General features: G+C 68.6%; 14 protein-coding genes. 7 read left to right on the top strand and 7 right to left on the bottom strand.

The features are described from left to right. Nucleotides 1–283 precede the first annotated feature (283 nt). Entirely contained in the window at nucleotides 284–1834 is a 1551-nt protein-coding gene (locus AWC03_RS20070; RefSeq protein ID WP_085242544.1) for an MBL fold metallo-hydrolase, read from the top strand. Next, nucleotides 1831–2166, top strand: a complete 336-nt coding sequence (locus tag AWC03_RS20065; protein ID WP_085242468.1) for a hypothetical protein — start codon at nucleotides 1831–1833, stop codon at nucleotides 2164–2166. The genes AWC03_RS20070 and AWC03_RS20065 overlap by 4 nt, the downstream gene beginning before the upstream one ends. On the opposite strand, the gene AWC03_RS20060 is transcribed toward AWC03_RS20065, so the two are convergent. Then, nucleotides 2149–3579, bottom strand: a complete 1431-nt coding sequence (locus tag AWC03_RS20060) for a condensation domain-containing protein (RefSeq protein ID WP_085242467.1) — start codon at nucleotides 3577–3579, stop codon at nucleotides 2149–2151. The two genes, AWC03_RS20065 and AWC03_RS20060, sit on opposite strands and share 18 nt — an antisense overlap. A gap of 427 nt (nucleotides 3580–4006) precedes the next feature. Between AWC03_RS20060 and AWC03_RS20055 the strand changes: the two genes are divergently transcribed. Next, on the top strand, nucleotides 4007–4729 hold the full coding sequence (locus AWC03_RS20055) for a GAP family protein (protein WP_085242466.1): 723 nt from the start codon (nucleotides 4007–4009) through the stop codon (nucleotides 4727–4729). 41 nt (nucleotides 4730–4770) lie between these two features. After that, complete coding sequence (locus AWC03_RS20050; RefSeq protein WP_085242465.1) at nucleotides 4771–5862, top strand: PE-PPE domain-containing protein; 1092 nt, start codon at nucleotides 4771–4773, stop codon at nucleotides 5860–5862. A 6-nt stretch (nucleotides 5863–5868) separates the two neighbouring features. Here the strand turns inward: AWC03_RS20050 and AWC03_RS20045 are convergent, their stop codons facing one another. From AWC03_RS20045 to AWC03_RS20030, 4 genes are all read right to left on the bottom strand, one after another. Continuing rightward, nucleotides 5869–9087 (bottom strand): MMPL/RND family transporter, encoded by a 3219-nt coding sequence (locus AWC03_RS20045; RefSeq protein WP_142278445.1) that lies wholly within the window; start codon nucleotides 9085–9087, stop codon nucleotides 5869–5871. Between the two features lie 13 nt (nucleotides 9088–9100). Further along, the gene (locus tag AWC03_RS20040) at nucleotides 9101–10543 is read right to left on the bottom strand and encodes a condensation domain-containing protein (protein ID WP_085242464.1); all 1443 of its coding nucleotides are present in this window, start codon (nucleotides 10541–10543) and stop codon (nucleotides 9101–9103) included. A gap of 169 nt (nucleotides 10544–10712) precedes the next feature. Beyond that, the gene (locus AWC03_RS20035) at nucleotides 10713–12275 is read right to left on the bottom strand and encodes a phytoene desaturase family protein (protein WP_085242542.1); all 1563 of its coding nucleotides are present in this window, start codon (nucleotides 12273–12275) and stop codon (nucleotides 10713–10715) included. Between the two features lie 64 nt (nucleotides 12276–12339). Then, nucleotides 12340–12960, bottom strand: a complete 621-nt coding sequence (locus AWC03_RS20030; protein ID WP_085242463.1) for a TetR/AcrR family transcriptional regulator — start codon at nucleotides 12958–12960, stop codon at nucleotides 12340–12342. 70 nt (nucleotides 12961–13030) lie between these two features. Between AWC03_RS20030 and AWC03_RS20025 the strand changes: the two genes are divergently transcribed. Continuing rightward, a complete protein-coding gene (locus AWC03_RS20025; RefSeq protein WP_085242462.1) occupies nucleotides 13031–13516 on the top strand; it encodes a DUF2834 domain-containing protein in 486 nt (161 codons plus the stop codon). Here the strand turns inward: AWC03_RS20025 and AWC03_RS20020 are convergent. After that, on the bottom strand, nucleotides 13513–14097 hold the full coding sequence (locus AWC03_RS20020; protein ID WP_085242461.1) for a class I SAM-dependent methyltransferase: 585 nt from the start codon (nucleotides 14095–14097) through the stop codon (nucleotides 13513–13515). The two genes, AWC03_RS20025 and AWC03_RS20020, sit on opposite strands and share 4 nt — an antisense overlap. 54 nt (nucleotides 14098–14151) lie before the next feature. On the opposite strand from AWC03_RS20020, the gene AWC03_RS20015 reads away from it, so the two are divergent. Then, the gene (locus AWC03_RS20015) at nucleotides 14152–14901 is read left to right on the top strand and encodes an AraC family transcriptional regulator (RefSeq protein WP_085242460.1); all 750 of its coding nucleotides are present in this window, start codon (nucleotides 14152–14154) and stop codon (nucleotides 14899–14901) included. On the opposite strand, the gene serS is transcribed toward AWC03_RS20015, so the two are convergent. Next, nucleotides 14898–16157: a serine--tRNA ligase gene (gene serS / locus AWC03_RS20010; RefSeq protein ID WP_085242459.1), complete on the bottom strand. Its 1260-nt coding sequence runs from the start codon at nucleotides 16155–16157 to the stop codon at nucleotides 14898–14900. The two genes, AWC03_RS20015 and serS, sit on opposite strands and share 4 nt — an antisense overlap. Nucleotides 16158–16278: 121 nt before the next feature. Between serS and AWC03_RS20005 the strand changes: the two genes are divergently transcribed. Further along, a partial coding sequence (locus AWC03_RS20005; RefSeq protein ID WP_420845684.1) for a septum formation family protein occupies nucleotides 16279–17513 on the top strand: 1235 nt, incomplete at its 3' end.

Below are 17513 nucleotides of genomic sequence, written 5' to 3'. Positions count from 1 at the left end.
CCGTCGTCGGGGCCGGCGAACCCGGGCTCATGACGGCCCGCAACGGCGATGAACACTCGGGCGCCGGGTCCGTCACGGTCGCCGGCGCCGGCGTCGCGGACGTTGCCGGCGAGGCGGAGTGCCTGAAGCCGGGTTGCGTCGCGTCCCCGGCGTGGAGCCGGGCCCGGACGCATCGAGTTCCACCGAGGCGTGGGACGGGCCGACCATGCCGCCTCGCGCTAAGCTCGGGGGCTGGAAAACCGTTACCCGGCCATCGGCCGTCACGGACCCCAGGAAGGTGTTTGTGCAGGTCACCAGCGTAGGTCACGCCGGGTTTCTCATCGAGACCCCCGCAGGCCGCATCCTCTGCGACCCCTGGGTCAATCCGGCGTACTTCGCGTCGTGGTTCCCCTTCCCGGACAACAGCGCGCTGGACTGGGACGGGCTGGGCGACTGCGACTACCTGTATGTCTCGCACCTGCACAAGGATCACTTCGACCCCAAGAATCTGGCCGAACACGTCAACAAGGACGCGGTCGTCCTGCTGCCCGACTTTCCGGTGCCGGACTTGCGGAACGCGTTGCAAGAGCTCGGTTTCCACCGGTTCTTCGAGACCACCAATTCGGTCAAGCACCGGGTCAGCGGCCCGAAGGGCGACCTCGACGTCATGATCATCGCCCTGCGCGCGCCGGCCGATGGCCCGCTCGGCGACTCGGCGCTGGTGGTTTCCGACGGGGAGACAACGGCTTTCAACATGAACGACGCCCGGCCGGTCGACCTGGACGTGTTGGGATCCGCATTCGGGCGCATCGACGTGCACATGCTGCAGTACTCCGGCGCGATCTGGTACCCGATGGTCTACGACATGCCGGCCCGCGCCAAGGAGTCGTTCGGTGTCCAAAAGCGGCAGCGGCAGATGGACCGGGCCCGCCAGTACATCGCGCAGGTGGGCGCCACGTGGGTCATCCCGTCGGCCGGCCCGCCGTGCTTCCTGGACCCGGAGCTGCGTCATCTCAACGACGACCACGGCGATGCGGCCAACATCTTTCCGGACCAGATGGTGTTCCTCGACCAGATGCGCAGCCACGGGCACGACGGCGGCCTGCTGATGATTCCCGGCTCCACCGCGGACTTCGCCGGCACCGCCTTGAATTCGCTGCGCCACCCACTGCCCGACGACCAGGTCGAGGCGATCTTCACCACCGGGAAACAGGCCTACATCGCCGACTACGCCGAGCGGATGGCTCCCGTCGTGGCCGCGGAACGGGCGAGCTGGGCGCCCGCCACCGGAGAGCCACTGCTCGAGCCGCTGCGTGCGCTGTTCGAGCCGATCATGTCGCAGAGCGACGAGATCTGCGACGGCATCGGCTATCCCGTCGAACTCGTGATCGGCCCGGAGACCGTCGTCCTCGACTTCCCGAAGCGTGCTGTGCGCGAACGCATTCCCGACGAGAAGTGCCGCTACGGGTTCGCGGTCGCCCCGGAGTTGGTCCGCACCGTGCTGCGCGATCGGGAACCGGACTGGGTCAACACCATCTTCTTGTCCACCCGCTTCCGGGCGTGGCGCGTCGGCGGCTACAACGAATACCTGTACACCTTCTTCAAGTGTCTGACCGACGAGCGGATCGCCTACGCCGACGGCTGGTTCGCCGAGACGCATGACGATTCGTCGTCGGTCACGCTGGAGGGCTGGGAGATCCAGCGCCGCTGCCCGCACCTGAAGGCTGACCTGTCGAAATTCGGTGTGGTCGAGGGAAACACGTTGACCTGCAACCTGCACGGCTGGCAGTGGCGATTGGACGACGGGCACTGCCTGACCGCGCGGGGCCACCAGTTGCGAAGTTCGCGGGCATGAGCGGCCAGTCTTACGACGACGGCCTGATCCAACTGGACCGTGCGGCGATCACGTTGCGCCGCTATCACTTTCCGTCCGGCACGTCGAAAGTCATCGCGCTGAACAAGGTCCGGGGGTACAAGGCCGAGGGGCTGGGGCTGTTCACGCAACGATTCCGGATCTGGGGCAGCTCCGACTTCCGGCGCTGGCTGCCGCTGGACGTCGGCAGGCCGTTCAAATCGACGTTGGTCACGTTGGACGTGCCGGGGATTCGGCCCAGCCCGGCCTTCACACCGGCACGGCCGGAGGAGTTCACCGCACTTTTGGACGAGTTGCTAAGTCAGCGCGGTTAGCGGCGCGCGCGAGTGCGCGACCGCCTGGCTGCTTCTGCCGTCGGCAACCCGGACGTATGCCGACCTCATGGCCTCGATGTACCGGCCCACCGACTCTCGGGCGACCGGGTTGTCGGGGAAGAGCACCGTCACCTTGGTCTCGTGCTGAAGGCGAATCACCCACAGGGAGACCTGATGGGAGACCCTGCCCTCGTCGTAGATCCGAAAGTTCAAGTCCGAGTTGGCAACCGAGGACAGGGGGGCGATGCTCGCGTCCAGGAACGACATCACGAAGTTGCCGGGCCGTGGCCTGCTCAGCCCGGCTTCCGGGGGCGCCAGCTCCAGCACCCGGTCGAACGGGACGATCGCGAGTTCGATGCCCGAATCGAACGACGTCTGCGCCGAGTGCGCCGCGTCCTCGAAAAGACCCGCGCCCACACCGACCGTGACCGGGACCAAGCCGGTGAACCAGCCGGTCGTCATCAATTCCGTCGGCGTCCTGCGGGTGTCGGTGGTGGTCACCACGGAAAACGCGTCGGCGCCGGTCAATTGACGGTGAGTGAGGCCGGCGCAGCCGAACACCCCGCCGCTGAAGCGAGCGCCCGCGGCGACGCAGGCCCGCTCGAACCGCTCCGTCTGCCGCTCGTCCAGCAACGTCTCGGTGACGAGCTTTCCGGCGTAGGGCACCGAGAGGTCGCCGAGGGACAGCGGAAAGTAGGGCAGCGTTCCACCGTTGCCGGCGGCGAACTCGATCCACGCCCGCACCTCGGGAGAATCGGCCGTCAACGCGTCCATCTCCTCCCGCTGCCGGACGCAGTAGTCGCCGTACCGGCCGGCCTCCGGGAGTTCGACGGGGGCGTCGCCGCCGACCAGGGCCGCGTACATCAGATGGATTTCGGTGAAGAGGACGCCGACGATCATCGGGTCGACGCACAGGTGGGCGATGCTCGCAAAGAAGGTGAAGCGGTCATCGCTCTGCACCACGCCGAAGAAGAAGCAGTCCCACTGCAGCGGTTGTGGGGTGGAGATGTGGTCGCGCAGCTCTTCCGGGGTCAGTGGCCCATGGTCGATCGGCTCGAGTTCGATGTCGGCGGGGTCGGCGATCGTGTGCCGCACGATGTGGTTCGCATCGCGGTACTCGAACCAGCTGTGGTAGGTGTCGTGTCGACGAATGTGCGCGTTGATCGCGTAACTCATCGCGCGGACGTCGCAGCGGCCCGGGACGTCCCAGGTGAAGATCATCAGGCGCGACATGTCCAGGCCCCGCGCCGCGTGATCGCTGTAGCGCCGAAGATGTTGCGTTTGCTGATAGCTGGGCGGCACCGGGCTGACCGGTGCTTCTGCGGCTTTCGCCTTCGCCGCGGCGGAGGCATGCCAGCAGATGACGGGGTTTGCTTGCGGTGTCCAGTCCCGAAGTGTCGTTATGCCAAACACTGAATCCCCTGCACCTCCGCACTATTCGGCTCGGCATCGCCCCAGGCTGAGCGGCCCCGCAAAGCGATGCTTCAGGCAACTTACGGTCCGCGCTGCCGCCACGGAGCCGCGCCCGCCGCTGCCCGCGGCCGGACGTGGTCGGCTCCGCCACGAAATCCCTTGGTGGACACCAAATAACGGCGGGCACCGAACGGAAAGGCCCGGCCGCCCCCAGGATTTCTCCAGCCGCAATGGAGCTGCGGAATCCTCAGCATAACCGCTTTGGCTGAACCCGCACTGTGAAGCCCCTCGGGAGCGTTACGCCTGAATGACGTCCAGCTGAACGCAAGACGCCGAGATTCGCCGTCGGTGCGTGATCAGCGGCCGACGGTTTCGGCCGGATGGGTTACCCGACGGGGCCCGGCCGCGTCCGGTACGGTTGCCCAGCATGTGGATCACCGTGCTGGTATTGGCCGGCTCGGTGATCTTCGAACCGATACGGCTCGGCTTGGTGATCCTCCTCCTCAGCAGGCGGCGCCCGCTTTTGCAGCTGCTGGTCTTCTTGTGTGGCGGCTTCGCCTTGGGGGTCGGAGCGGGTCTGGTGGTGCTCTTCGTGCTCAGGGCAGCGCCGGTCGTGGGCCACCTGAGCGTGCCGCAGGTCCAGATCGCATCCGGGGCGGTCGCTTTGCTGATCGCCGTCGTCTTGGCCACGCGTTGGTCGCTGCGCAACCTCGTCCGCCCCGCCGCGGCGAGCGGCGATGGCGGTGGGGGCGTCGTGCTGCTTCAGCGGGAGGCACCGAGCGCCCGGAAGCGGCTGGCCGAGCGCGCCCGCGTGTTCCTGGGCGGCGACTCCCTCAGCGTCGCAGCGGTCAGCGGGATGGGCGCGTCGTTGCCGTCGGCGAACTACATGGGCTCGATGGCGGCCATCCTGGCCTCGCACGCCGCTCCGGTCGCACAGGTTCAGGCCCTGCTGGCCTTCAACCTGGTGGCGTTCACCGTGGCCGAGATCCCGCTGATCGGCTACCTCGCAGCCCCGCAGAAAACGCGGGCCTTGATGGCCGCGCTGCAAACCTGGCTGCGCTCCCGCGGCCACCGCGACGTCGCCGTCCTGGTCGCGGCCGGAGGCTGTTTCATGCTGGTGCTCGGGCTGACCGGCGCCGGCGCGGGGTAGCATCCCTGCTATAGCTCTACCGACAGGTCCGAGGGGAGTTCGTGAATAAACTGCTCGCCGGGGCCTTTGCCGTGGGAATGCTGACGTGCGCAACGATTTTCGATGACGGCGTCGCCGACGCCGACACCGCTCTGATAGTGCCGGGCACGGCACCCTCTCCGTACGGGCCGCTCAGATCGCTGTATCACTTCGATCCCGCGATGCAGCCGCAGATCGACCAGAACTATTACAGTCCCGCGGCCGTCCGGCGCATCGTGCCCTACCCCGGCAGCTTCTGGCCGGTCACCGGCCTGGATTCGCCGACCGTCAACAGCTCCGTGAACACCGGTGCGAACAACCTCGACGCCGCCATCCGCAACACCCAGGGGCCCATCTCGGTGGCCGGCCTGTCGCAGGGCTCGCTGGCGCTCGACCGCGAGCAGGCGCGCCTGGCGCACGATCCGACCGCACCGCCGCCGGACCAGCTGACGTTCATCAAAGCCGGCAACCCCAACAACCTGCTCTACAAGGCGTTCGGGCCGGGGACGCACGTGCCGATCATCGACTACACGGTCCCGGCTCCGGTGGAGAGCCAGTACGACACGATCAGCATCGTGGGCCAGTACGACCCGTTCTCCGACCCGCCCAACCACCCCGGCAACCTGCTGGCCGACCTGAACGCCGTCGCGGCCGGGGGATATTACGGCCATACCGCCACGGCGTTCTCCGACCCGTCCCGCGTCGCACCCTGGGACGTCAAGAGGACGACCAATAGCCTGGGCGCCACCTCGACGACGTATTTCATCCGGAATCCCGAACTGCCGCTGGCCCGGGCGCTGGTCGACGGGGCGGGCATGCCGCCCGAGGCGGTCGGCCCGATCGACGCGGCGCTGCGGCCGCTGATCGACAGGGCCTACGACCCGGGCCCGGCGCACAACCCGGTGCAGATGATCAACGGCGTCGCCCACATCCCGACGGCGATCTCCGCCGCCGTCTGGCCCGTCCGCGGTGCGACCGCGGGTATCAACCTGGCCACCAACTCGTTCGCGGTGGCAAACCTGGCCCGAAACGTCGCGCCGGGACCGGGACTCGGCCGGGGCGGCAAGGGCCTGTTGCCCAAACTCGTGCGCGTGGTGCTCAAAGCCAAGAAGTAGGGCCGGCTAGAGCCTGAGCCCCTCGTGCGGCGAGAAGCCGACCAGCTGCTCGGCCATCCACGCCGGTGACTTCTCGGCGTCGGGCAGCAGCGGCTTGCGTCTGACCGGTTCGCGGTGCCACCGCTGCGCCCACCGCCTCGCACCCGCCCACAGCGGCGGCCGCCACCAGTTCGCCCGCCCGACCAGAACGGCGATCGCGGGCACCGTCACCGTCCGCAGCAGGAACGTGTCCAGCAGCAGACCGGTGCCCAGCACGAAGCCGCCCTGGACCACGGTGGACAGGCTCGCGAAGACCAGGCCGTACATCGATGCGGCCATGATCAGACCCGCCGCGGTGATCACTCCGCCGGTCGAGGACACGGTTCGGATGACACCCGAGCGCATTCCCGATGCGGATTCCTCCCGCAGCCGCGAGATCAGCAGCATGTTGTAGTCGGCCCCGACCGCCACCAGGATGACGAACGTCAAACCGGGCACGCTCCAATGCATTTCTTGGCCCAAGATCAGCTGGAAGACGATGACGCCTATGCCGATGGCCGACAGGTACGAGACGATCACCGTCCCGATCAGATACAGCGGCGCGACCACCGCGCGTAGCAAGGCGATCAGGATCAGCAGCACCACGCAGATGGTCATCGCGATGATGAATCGCAGATCGTGGTCGTAGTAGTCGCGCGTCTCCTCGAGCACGACGGGCAACCCCACCACCGATACCTTGGCATCGGCCAGCGTGGTATTCGGCTGGGCGCCTTGCGCGGCGGCCCTGATCGCGTTGACCTGGTCCATCGCCGCGGTGCTGAACGGATCGAGATTGGTCTGGATCAAGTACCGCATCGCGTGTCCGTCGGACGAAACAAACGCGCCGGCAAGCTTTTTCAGCTGGTCGGCGGTCATGCCCCCGAGCAGGCCCCGCACTTCGCCGGGCAACGCCCCCGGCTTGCCGCCCTCACCGGTGGCGTACGACAGCGCTTGCGCGGGAATGTAGAAGCCGGCCATCGCCGGCGTCGTCGCCTCTTTCTTCATCGACAGCAGGAACGCGGATGCCTCGCCCATCCCGAAGCCCATCTTCTTGACCTGGTCGACCAATTGCTGCACGCCGTCGGCCAATTGGCGGCTGCCGTCGGCGAGAGTGTTGGTGCCCTGCTGCAGGAAGGTGATCTTCGCCCGCATGCCGCCCGGGCTGCCCATCCCCAACGAGCCCATCGCGCCGACGACGGCGGACAATGCCCGGCGCAACCCGGAGACCGTCGCCGCGAGGGTCTGCATGGCCTGCGTCGCCCGCAACTGGCGGGCCAGCTCCGAAATCTTGCCCAGCGTCCCGTCGTCGCGCGCCGTCACCAGCCGCTGCAGCTCGTCGCGCGCGTTGACGCAGCCCGGCTCGGCGCTGCACATCTGGCTGTTGTCGAGCGCCGCCAGCACCGGGTTGGCCCAGTCAGAGTTGTCGGCAACGAAGTTGGCGTTCGCGCCGATCGCATCGCCGAGCGAACGCATGCCGTTGACCAGCCGTTCGGCGCCATCGAGTTCGGCCAGCGCCCGATTTCCGCCGAAGATGTTCTGCAGGGCCGCCAGCGCGTCGACCATGCCGCCGACCGCGGACACGGCCTGGTTGACCTGGGTCCGCACGTCGCCGAGCTTGCCCGCCATCACGTTCGCGCCACCCGCCAGCCGGTCGAGATCACCGGTGTGGTCGACGATCTGCTTGGAGCCCGCGTCCAGCTGGTCGCCGACCGCGCCGGCCTGCCACGAGGTTTTGGCCTGCTCCAGGGATTGCCCGGTGGGCCGGGTGATGCCCCTGACCATGGCGACGCCGGGCACCTGGCTGACCCGTTGCGCCATCTGCTCGAGGTCGGCCAGCGCCCTGGCCGTGCGCAGGTCCTGCGGCGAGGAGATGAACAGGTACTCGGGGACGATCAGGTTGGCCGGGAAGTGCTTTTCCAGCGCGGCGTAGCCCACCGAACTTTCCACGTTGCCCGGCAGGGCCTTGCGGTCGTCGTAGTTGTACCGGGCCAGGCCCGCGCACCCGGCCAGGATCACCAGCACCAGCGCGCTGGCCAGCAGGTGCGCTTTGGGCCGCCGCACGATGTTGATGCCGGACCGCCGCCAGAAGCGGCGGCTGAGATCGCCGCGCGGCGCGATCCAACCGCGGCGCCCGGCGAGCACGAGCAGGGCGGGCAGCAGCGTGATGGCGGCGAAGAACACGACGGCCACTGAGATGCCCAGCACCGGCCCGACGGTTCGCAGGATTCCCAACTGGGTGAAGATCATCCCCATGAACGTGACCGCGACGGTGGCCGCCGACGCCGCGATCACCTTGCCGATGGAGGCCAGCGCCTTGAGGACCGCCTGGTCGGAGTCGACGCCCTGGCGCACGTAGTCGTGATAGCGGCTGATCAGGAAGACGGCGTAATCCGTTCCCGCGCCCACCATCATGCCGCTCATGAAGATGACCGTCTGGTTGGCGATGCCCAGGCCGGCCAATCCGACCAGGGCCACCAACCGCTGGGCCACCACCGCGGACATGCCGATGGTCAGCAACGGCAACACCATCGTGACCGGGTTCCGGTAGATGACCAGCAGAATGACGAACAGCAGCACGACGATCGCGAGCTCGATCCGCGTCCTGTCCCGCTGGCCGGTGACGTTCAGGTCGGCGACGGTGGCCGCGGGCCCGGTCAGGTTGGCCGTCAGCGTGGATCCGGCCACGGTCCGCCGCACGGTGTCGGCCACTCGCGCGTACGCCTGCTTGGACTGGGGGGAACCCAGGTCGCCGGGCAGGCCGACGGGCAGCATCCACGCCTGGTGGTCCTTGCTGGTCATCAGCTCACGCAGCGGCGGCGTGGTCAAGAAGTCCTGCAGCATCGCCACGTCTCGGGTGTCCCGGCGCAGGGCTTCGGTGAGTTTGCGGTAGGTGGCTTCGTCGGCCGCGCTCAGGCCCTTGGCGTCGCTGAGCACCACCACGGCGATGCTCTGCAGTCCCGCCTCGCCGAACGCGGCGTTCATGGTGCGGGTGGCGGTCAGCACCGGCGCGTCGGACGGCAAGATGGCGACCGGGTGTTGCTGGGAGATCTCTTCCAGCGACGGCGCGGTCAGCGCAAGGACTCCCGCGAGCGCGATCCAGACGCCGATCACCAGCCACGGCCTTCGCGCGGCCAGGCGCCCGAGGCGGGGGAAGACGCCCACCGGGTCGTCCCGGTCAGTCTTCGCTAGTGACATGGAAAACCGCATTCTTCGCCAAGCGTCAGTACGCCGCCTGCCGGTCCAGCCCGGCGACGTTACGCGCACCGTCGGCCGCCCCGCCGTCGGCGATGCGGACGCACACGGATTTTAGGGCACCCAGGTAACGGCTGACGCTATTTCGGGCCACGGGGTGATCGGGGAACAGCACGCTCGCAGCCGTCTCGTCGAACCGCCCCACCATGGTGCTGAGCGGGTAGGTGACCCTGCCGTCACTGTGCGCGCCGACGGTCAGTCCCTCGAACAGCTTGGTCATCATCGACAGCGGGCTGGCTTGCGCGTCAAAGAAATTCACCAGCGAGAACAGCGGCGGGGGCCTGCGCAGCGACGGATCGAGTTCCACGACCCGCTCGAAGGGCACCCGCGCCAGGTCCGCGCCCGAATCGAAGGACGCCTGGGCGCTTCGCGCCATGGCGTTGAACGACGATCCGGCGACGGGAACGGCGATCGGGATCTGTCCGGTGAACCAACCCTGCGTCGTCAAGTCCTCCTGAGTGCTGCGGGTGTCTTTCGGCGTGATAGCGAAATACGTTCCGGCGCCGGTCAACTCGTGAACGGCGAGAGCCAGGCAGGCGAACATGCCGCCGACGAATCGGGCACCGGCCGCCACACAGGCGGTCTCGAATCGATGCGTCTGTTCCTCGTCCAGCAGCGTCGCGCCCAGCAGGTCACCGGCGTAGGGCGCGGCGGGGTCGCCGAGGGGAAGCGGGAACGCGGGGAACGTCCCGTCGTTGAGTTCGGCGAAGTCGATCCACGCGCGCACCTCGGGCGAGTCGACGGTCAGGGCCTCGGTGTAGTCGCGCTGCCGCAGGCAGTAGTCGGCATAGCTGCCCGCCGGCGCCAGTTCGACCGGCGGATTTCCCGCGGTCAGCTCGGCGTACATCGTCTGAAACTCCAGGAGTCCCATCCCGACGAACTGCCCGTCGGCGTGCAGGTGGTCGATGCTGGCGTAGAAGGTGAAGCGGTCCGGGCGTTGAATCACCCCGAAGCTGAAGCAATCCCACTGCAGCGAATCGGGGGTGGACACGATGTGGTCGCGCAGTTGCGCGCTGGTCATCTCGCCGTGCTCGGTGGGGACGAACTCGATGTCGGCGGGGTCGGCGAGGGTGTGCCGCACGATGTGGTCGGCGTCGCGGTACTCGAACCAGCTGCGGTAGGTCTCGTGCCTGCGCAGGTGGGCGTTGATGACGTAGGTCATGGCCCGCAGGTCGCAGCGGCCCGGCACCTCGACCGAAGCGATCAACAGCCGCGAATGGTCCAGGCCGCGCGCGGCCTGTTCGCACAGGCTCCGTAAGTGCCGGGCCTGCACGTAGCTGGGCGGCACGGCGCTCGCCGGTGCCGCGAGGGCCCTCTCCCGCGCGGCCGGCGACGGGTGCCACGACAACAACGTGCCGGGCGCCGGCGCCCAGTCGTCGACCGTGGAGACATCCAATGGGCCGATCCGCACTGCTACCTCCCGTGCTTCAGCACCGACGGCCCTGCGTGGAGAACGGCAGCTGACTGCGTGTCGGCGGGATCCGCCGAACACCGGCGGTGCTGGGGTTCGTGGGTAGCCTAGCCCGCGTCGCTGTGGGGCGCTTTGTGCGGCCTGGCGCTGAGGGCGCCGGGGCGGACCGTCAGGCGTTGCGGTCGGCGAGCGCCTGCAGGGCGGCGTTGTAGCCCGGGATGAACGTGATGCCCGGTCCGCCGTGGCAGCCCGCGCTGCCCAGGTACAGGCCCTCGACCGGTATCGGCTGGCCGCGGAAGCCTTTCGGCCCGGGCCGGTTCGGCCCGATCTGGTCGGGGTTGAGTAGTCCGTGGCAGTAGTCGCCCCCGGGGGCGCCGAACATCACACCCATGTGCTTGGGCGTGAAGGTGGTGTGCCGGATGATGCTGCGCTCGAAGTTCGGCGCCAACCGGGTGATCTTGTCGATCACCCGTTGGCCCATTTCGACCTTCGCGTCGCCGTAGTCCGCGCCGCCCTCGATCGGGAACCACAACGCGAACGCCGAGGCCGCGTGTTTGCCCGCGGGCGCCAGGTCGGGGTCGTTCTGGGTGGGGATCTGCAACACGACGGTCGGGTCGGCCGGCACGATGCCGCGCCGGGCGTCCTCCCACTGCTGCTGGACCTCCTCCGGCGTGCAGAACAGGCCGATCGACGCCTGCATGGCCGGATCGTTGAGCGCCTGGTAGGGCGCGGCGAACTCCGGGGCCTCCTCGAGCGCGAAGTGCATCTGCAGGTAGCTGCCGCGGTGGTCGGTCCGGGCGTACCGCGCCCGGATGTCGCCGGGCAGCAAGGCCGGGTCGATCAGCTCGTTGAGGGTGATGTCGGGCGCGACGCCGGAGACGACGATCGGAGCGGTCAACTCCTCGCCGCCCTCGGTGCGCACCCCGGTGACTCGCCCGTCGGTGACCACGATCTCGGTCACCTTGGTCCGCAGCCGCACTTCGCCGCCGTGGCTCTCCAGCAGCTCGCCGAGGTGCGAGGTGAGCGCCCCGATGCCGCCACGCAGCTTCTTCATCTGCATGGTGTCCCCGTCGGGGACGCCCAGCCCGAAGGCCAGCGCGGCCGCGCTGCCCGGGGTTTCGGGCCCGCGATAGAGGGTGTTGACGGCCAGAACGGTCATCGAGCCGCGCAGCGCGCCGTGCTTCTCGCGGTCGGGTAGGTAGCGGTCCAACACGTCGGTGACCGACCCGAACAGCATGTCGTCGATGGCCGAGCGCTCGAATTCGTTTGTAGCACAGGCATACATCTCGTCGTAAGTCTTGGGTTGCGTCCCCGCCTCGAACCGGCCCAACGCGCGCGTCGGCGCCTGGCTCCAGGCCATCAGCCCCGCCATCCCGTTGACCGCGTCCGCCCCGTGCACCTCGTTGAGGTGGGTGAACAGCTTGACGGGGTCGCTGTACTGGATCAGCGGGTCGTCACCGATGCCGCGCACCGCCACCGACATCACGTCCAGGTCGAGCGTCGGCAGGGTGTCCAGGCCGAGCTCGTCGACCACCACCTTCGAGGTGGGGAACTGCACCGAACCGGCGATCTCGAACCGATACCCGTCGAAAAGCTCCACCGTGGACGCCATCCCGCCGGCATAGAGCTTGGAATCCAGGCACACTGTCCGCAAGCCGGCCTTCTGCAGCAGCACCGCCGCCGCCAGGCCGTTGTGTCCCGCACCGATAACTATCGCGTCATACCGTGTCATGTTCCTGCCCTCCACGACAGGAGGCTGACACGGCGCCGAAGTTTTGTCAATTATGACGAAACTCTTATCCGTCGTCGGTGTTCCAGGCGTCGGTGATCCCCGCGCGCAGCGATTCCAGCGCCGCGTGACACATCCGCGCCAGCTCGCCCAGCGACCGATCGTCGCCGAGCATCCAGAACTCCATCGCACCGAAAACACCCGCCGCGATGCAGCGCGCGATCACCGCGGCCCGCAGCCGCCCGTCCAGCGTCCCGCCCACCCTGCAGCTACGCCTATGCAGCTGCGCCTGGATGACACCCGCGAAGTCGGCCTGGACTTCCTGCATGTGCCGCACGATGCGGCCGGGGTCGAGCTCGCCGCCCCGCAGCGCGGCGATTTTCGTCACGGCCTCAACGTCATACGGGAACGAGAAGATCGCCGACTGCACCGAATCGATGATCGGCTCATCGGCGGGCCGGGCGTCCAGCGCGGACCGAAACCAGTTCAGCCCGGTGTAGTCGGCAAACAACAGATCGTGCTTGGACTTGAAGTGGCGGTAGAACGTCCGCAGCGACACCCCGGCGTCCGCGGCGATCTGCTCGGCCGACGTCTCCTCGACGCCCTGGGCGAGAAACCGGACCATGGCGGCCTGGACCAACGCCTCTCGCGTGCGCTCGCTGCGCACCGTCTGCGCCGGCCGGACCATGCAAGTAAGGTACCCCAACCGCCTTTTGTCAGTATTGACAAAACTTTGGGTCCGGGGTGAGACTGCGCCCATGGTCTCGCTTCTTGTGCATGCAGTGCTCGGGTTCGGTGTCATCAGCTGGATCGTCGCCTCGAACTCGAAGGTGTTCGCCCGGCCGGCCGCCGGGCCGCTGTTCACACCGCTGGAATGCCTGTACTACGTCATCGGCATCGCCTCGGTAGCCCTGGGTTGGTACTTCAACATCACCTACGTCCAGCAGTACTCGCACGGGTCCACCAATCCGTTGTGGGGCGAGCACGGCAGCTGGGCCGAATACATCCGGCTGATGTTCACCAATCCCGCCGCGGATTCCGCCAGCCAGGATTACACGATCGCGAATGTCATTCTGTTGCCGCTGTTCACCATCGTGGACGGCTACCGCCGCGGTTTGAAGCGCCCGTGGCTGTACTTCGTGTCCAGCCTTTTCACCAGCTTCACGTTCGGGTTCGCGTTCTACTTCGCAACCATGGAGCGGCAGCGCCGGCACCAACAGGCCCGCGAGACGGTGGACGCCTAGCCCGTCGCCCGGCCCACCGGTTTGGTGGCCCGCCACCGCTGACGACGGCCGCTGACGCCCGAGCGGATCTCGGTGAATCCCGCGGCCTCGAGCCGCCCCGGGAGGTCCTTCGGCGCGATCGGGTTGTAGGTGTCGGCGAGGTGGAGCAGCCGGAACGACAGCGATGGAACGCCGTCGCTGCCGGCGAAGACCCCGCCCGGTCGCAGCACCCGGAACGCCTCGGCGAGCAGCCGGTCCTGCGACTCGGCGCCGGGAACGTGGTGCAGCATCGTGAAGCACACCACGGACGTGAAGTGGTCGGCGGGCAGCCCGGTGTCGGTGCCGTCGCCGTGGATGACGCGGGCGCGTTCGCCGTAGCGGTGTCGCAAGCGGTCGGCCATCGCGGCGTCGGCCTCCACCGCGGTGAGCGAGGCGGTGCGCTCGACGAGCGCGCGAAGCGTGGCCCCGTAGCCGGGGCCGATTTCCAATGTCCGCGCGCCCAATTCGACGCCTTCCAATGCCCACGGGAGCAGCTGCTCGGCGACGGCCTTCTCCCAGCCCGCCGAACTGCACCGGCGCCGGTGCACCAGGTTCATCGCCATATCACCCACGCTAGGTGAGTAGCGCGTTGCGGACTTCCGATAATCTGCCGTGATATGTCGGGAATCAGCCATCACGGGCCGGCGACGTCGGCACAGGCGCTGCCGCCGGGAGCCCGGATCGAGCGGCACCGGCACCCGCTGCACCAGATCGTCTACCCGTCGTCGGGCGCGGTCTCGGTCACCACACCGGCGGGCACCTGGATCACACCGGCGAATCGGGCCATCTGGATACCGGCGGGCTGCTGGCATCAACACAAGTTCCACGGCCACACGCAGTTTCACGGTGTCGCGCTGGACCCCGGCCGCTATCGCCGCGGCCCCACGGCACCGGCCGTGCTGGCGGTCAACCCGCTGATGCGCGAACTCATCATCGCCTGCTCCCAAACCGGCGCAACCGACACCGCCGAGCACCACCGGATGCTGGCCGTGCTGCACGACCAGTTGCAGACCATCAGCGCCGTTGAGCCACTGTGGATTCCCACTCCGGTCGATGGCCGGTTGCGGCAAGCGTGCGCGCTGATCGCCGACCACCTGCGCGAACCGTTGACGTTGCAGCAGATCGGTCATCGGGTCGGCGTGGGCCAGCGCACCTTGAGCCGCCTGTTCCGCGACGAGCTGGCGATGACGTTTCCGCAGTGGCGCACCCAGCTGCGGCTGCAGCGCGCCCTGGCGCTGCTCGCCGAGCGCCGCGACGTCACCTCGGTGGCGTCCGAATGCGGTTGGGCCACAGCGAGTGCCTTCATCGACACCTATCGGCGGGCGTTCGGGCACACCCCGGGCCGGTCGGTGACGAAGGCCGGTTAGCCGACGGGCTCGAGCAGCTCGGTGCCGACGAACGGCACCAGCGCGTCGGGCACCCGCACGCTGCCGTCGGGCTGCTGGTGGTTTTCCAGGATGGCGACCAGCCACCGGGTGGTGCCCAGCGTGCCGTTGAGCGTCGCCGCGGTCTGCGGCTTGCCGCCCTCGTCGCGGTAGCGGGTGGACAGCCGGCGTGCCTGGAAGGTCGTGCAGTTCGACGTCGACGTCAGCTCGCGGTAGGTGCCCTGGGTCGGAACCCAGGCCTCACAGTCGAACTTGCGGGCGGCCGACGACCCGAGGTCACCCGCGGCGACGTCGATCACCCGATACGGCACCCCGATGCGGGCCAGCATCTCGCGTTGCCAGCCGAGCAGCCGTTCGTGTTCGGCCTCGGCCTCGGCGGGGGTGCAGTAGACGAACCCCTCGACCTTGTCGAACTGGTGTACCCGGATGATGCCGCGGGTGTCCTTGCCGTAGCTGCCCGCCTCCCGCCGGAAGCACGACGACCAGCCCGCGTAGCGCAGCGGGCCGCCGGACAGGTCCAGGATCTCGTCGGCGTGGTAGCCGGCCAGCGGCACCTCGGAGGTGCCGACCAGGTAGAGGTCGTCGGCCTCCACCCGGTAGATCTCGTCGGCGTGGGCGCCCAGGAAACCGGTGCCGGCCATCACCTCGGGGCGCACCAGCACCGGCGGAATCATCGGGATGAAGCCGTTGTCGACGGCCAGACGCAGCGCGAGCTGCAGCAGCCCCAGCTGCAGCAGCGCGCCCCGGCCGGTCAGGAAGTAGAAGCGCGAGCCGGACACCTTGGCGCCGCGCTGCATGTCGATGAGCCCGAGGGATTCGCCGAGCTCGAGGTGGTCTTTCGGGTGGTCGATCGCGGCGGGCTCGCCCACGACGTCGAGCACGCGGTAGTCGTCTTCCCCGCCGGCGGGCACCCCCTCGATCACGACGTTGGAGATCGCCATGTGCGCCGCGGTGAACGCTGCCTCGGCCTCGGCCTGCTCGGCTTCGGCGGCCTTGACCTGCTCGGCCAGCTCCTTGGCGCGGGCCAGCCTGGCCGGGCGCTCCTCGGGGGACGCGGCGCCGACGCTCTTGCTGGCGGATTTCTGTTCCGCGCGCAGCGCATCGGCCGACGAGATCGCCGCCCGGCGCGCGGTGTCGGCCTGCAGCAGCGCGTCGACCAGCGCCGGATCCTCCCCACGGCTGAGCTGGGAGCGGCGCACGGCGTCGGGGTCTTCCCGGAGCAACTTCAGGTCGATCACGGCCCTGACACTACTTTTTCGCCTCCGGGCCGATGGCAGAGCGTCCACCCGGGCTCATCCCAGGACTCACATCAGTAACTTTTGTCACGCCACGGCGAGCGCTGCTGTCAGAATGGAGCCGATGTCGCAAGCGCCCGAGACGGAGGCCCCCGAGGCCCCCACCGCCACGCCGGAACAGCCGCCCACCGGCTTCCGGTGGCCGCGGAGTCTGCACGCGCAGGCGACCAGGCGCGCCCTGCTGCTCACCGCGCTGGGTGCCCTGCTGATTGCCGGCCTGGTCACCGCGCTGCCGATCGGCGGCACCGGGCAGGGCCGGTTGTCCGGGTATCTCGACGGGAACCCGGTGCCGACCACCGGAACCAGGAGCGACGCCGCCTTCAACAAGGCTTCCGGGGGTGACTGCCTGATGTGGCCGGACGCCACCCCGGAGTCGGCGAAGATCGTCAACTGCGCCGATGACCACAAGTTCGAGGTCGCCGAATCGATCGACATGCGGACGTTCCCGGGCTCCGAGTACGGCCCCAACGCCGCTCCCCCGTCGCCCGCTCGCATCCAGCAGATCACCCAGGAGCAGTGTGAGGTCGCGGTGCGCAACTACCTGGGCCCCAAGTTCGATCCCAACAGCAAGTTCACCGTCAGCCTGCTGTGGCCCGGGGACCGGGCCTGGCGCCAGTCCGGCGAGCGCCGCATGCTGTGCGGGTTGCAACTGCCGGGCACCAACAATCAGCAACAGGCCTTCAAGGGCAAGGTCGCCGACGTCGACCAGTCCAAGGTCTGGCCGGCCGGCACCTGCCTGGGCATCGACGCGACCACCAACCAGCCGATCGACGCCCCGGTGGAGTGCGCCGCCCCGCACGCGATGGAGGTGACGGGCACGGTCAACCTGGCCGAGAAGTTCCCCGGCGCGCTGCCGGCGGAGCCCGACCAGGACGGCTTCATCAAGGATCAGTGCACCAAGATGACGGACGCCTACCTGGCGCCGGTCAAGTTGCGCACCACCACGTTGACGCTGATCTACCCCACCGTCCCACTGGCCAGCTGGACGGCCGGAAGCCGCGAGGTCGCCTGCAGCATCGGCGCGACGCTGGGCAACGGCGGTTGGGCCACGCTGGTCGACAGCGCCAAGGGACAGCTGCTCATCAACGGTCAGCCGCCGGTGCCGCCGCCCGACATTCCCGAAGAGCGGCTCACACCGATCCCGCTCCAGGTGCCGGCTCAGTCGCCGTCGAGCCCGGCCGGCTCCGCCCCCGAGATCCCTCCGAACAATCAGCACCTCCCGGGCCAGCAGCCGGCGGTGGCGCCGCCCCAGGCGCCGGCATCGGATTCCCCGGCCCCCCAGGCGCCGCCGCCGGCTGC

Origin of the sequence: Mycobacterium europaeum, assembly GCF_002102155.1 — a bacterium.
GTDB classification, from domain to species: Bacteria; Actinomycetota; Actinomycetes; order Mycobacteriales; family Mycobacteriaceae; genus Mycobacterium; species Mycobacterium europaeum.
Note: the sequence above shows the minus strand (reverse complement) of the source record. Positions and strands in the feature narration are given on the sequence as shown.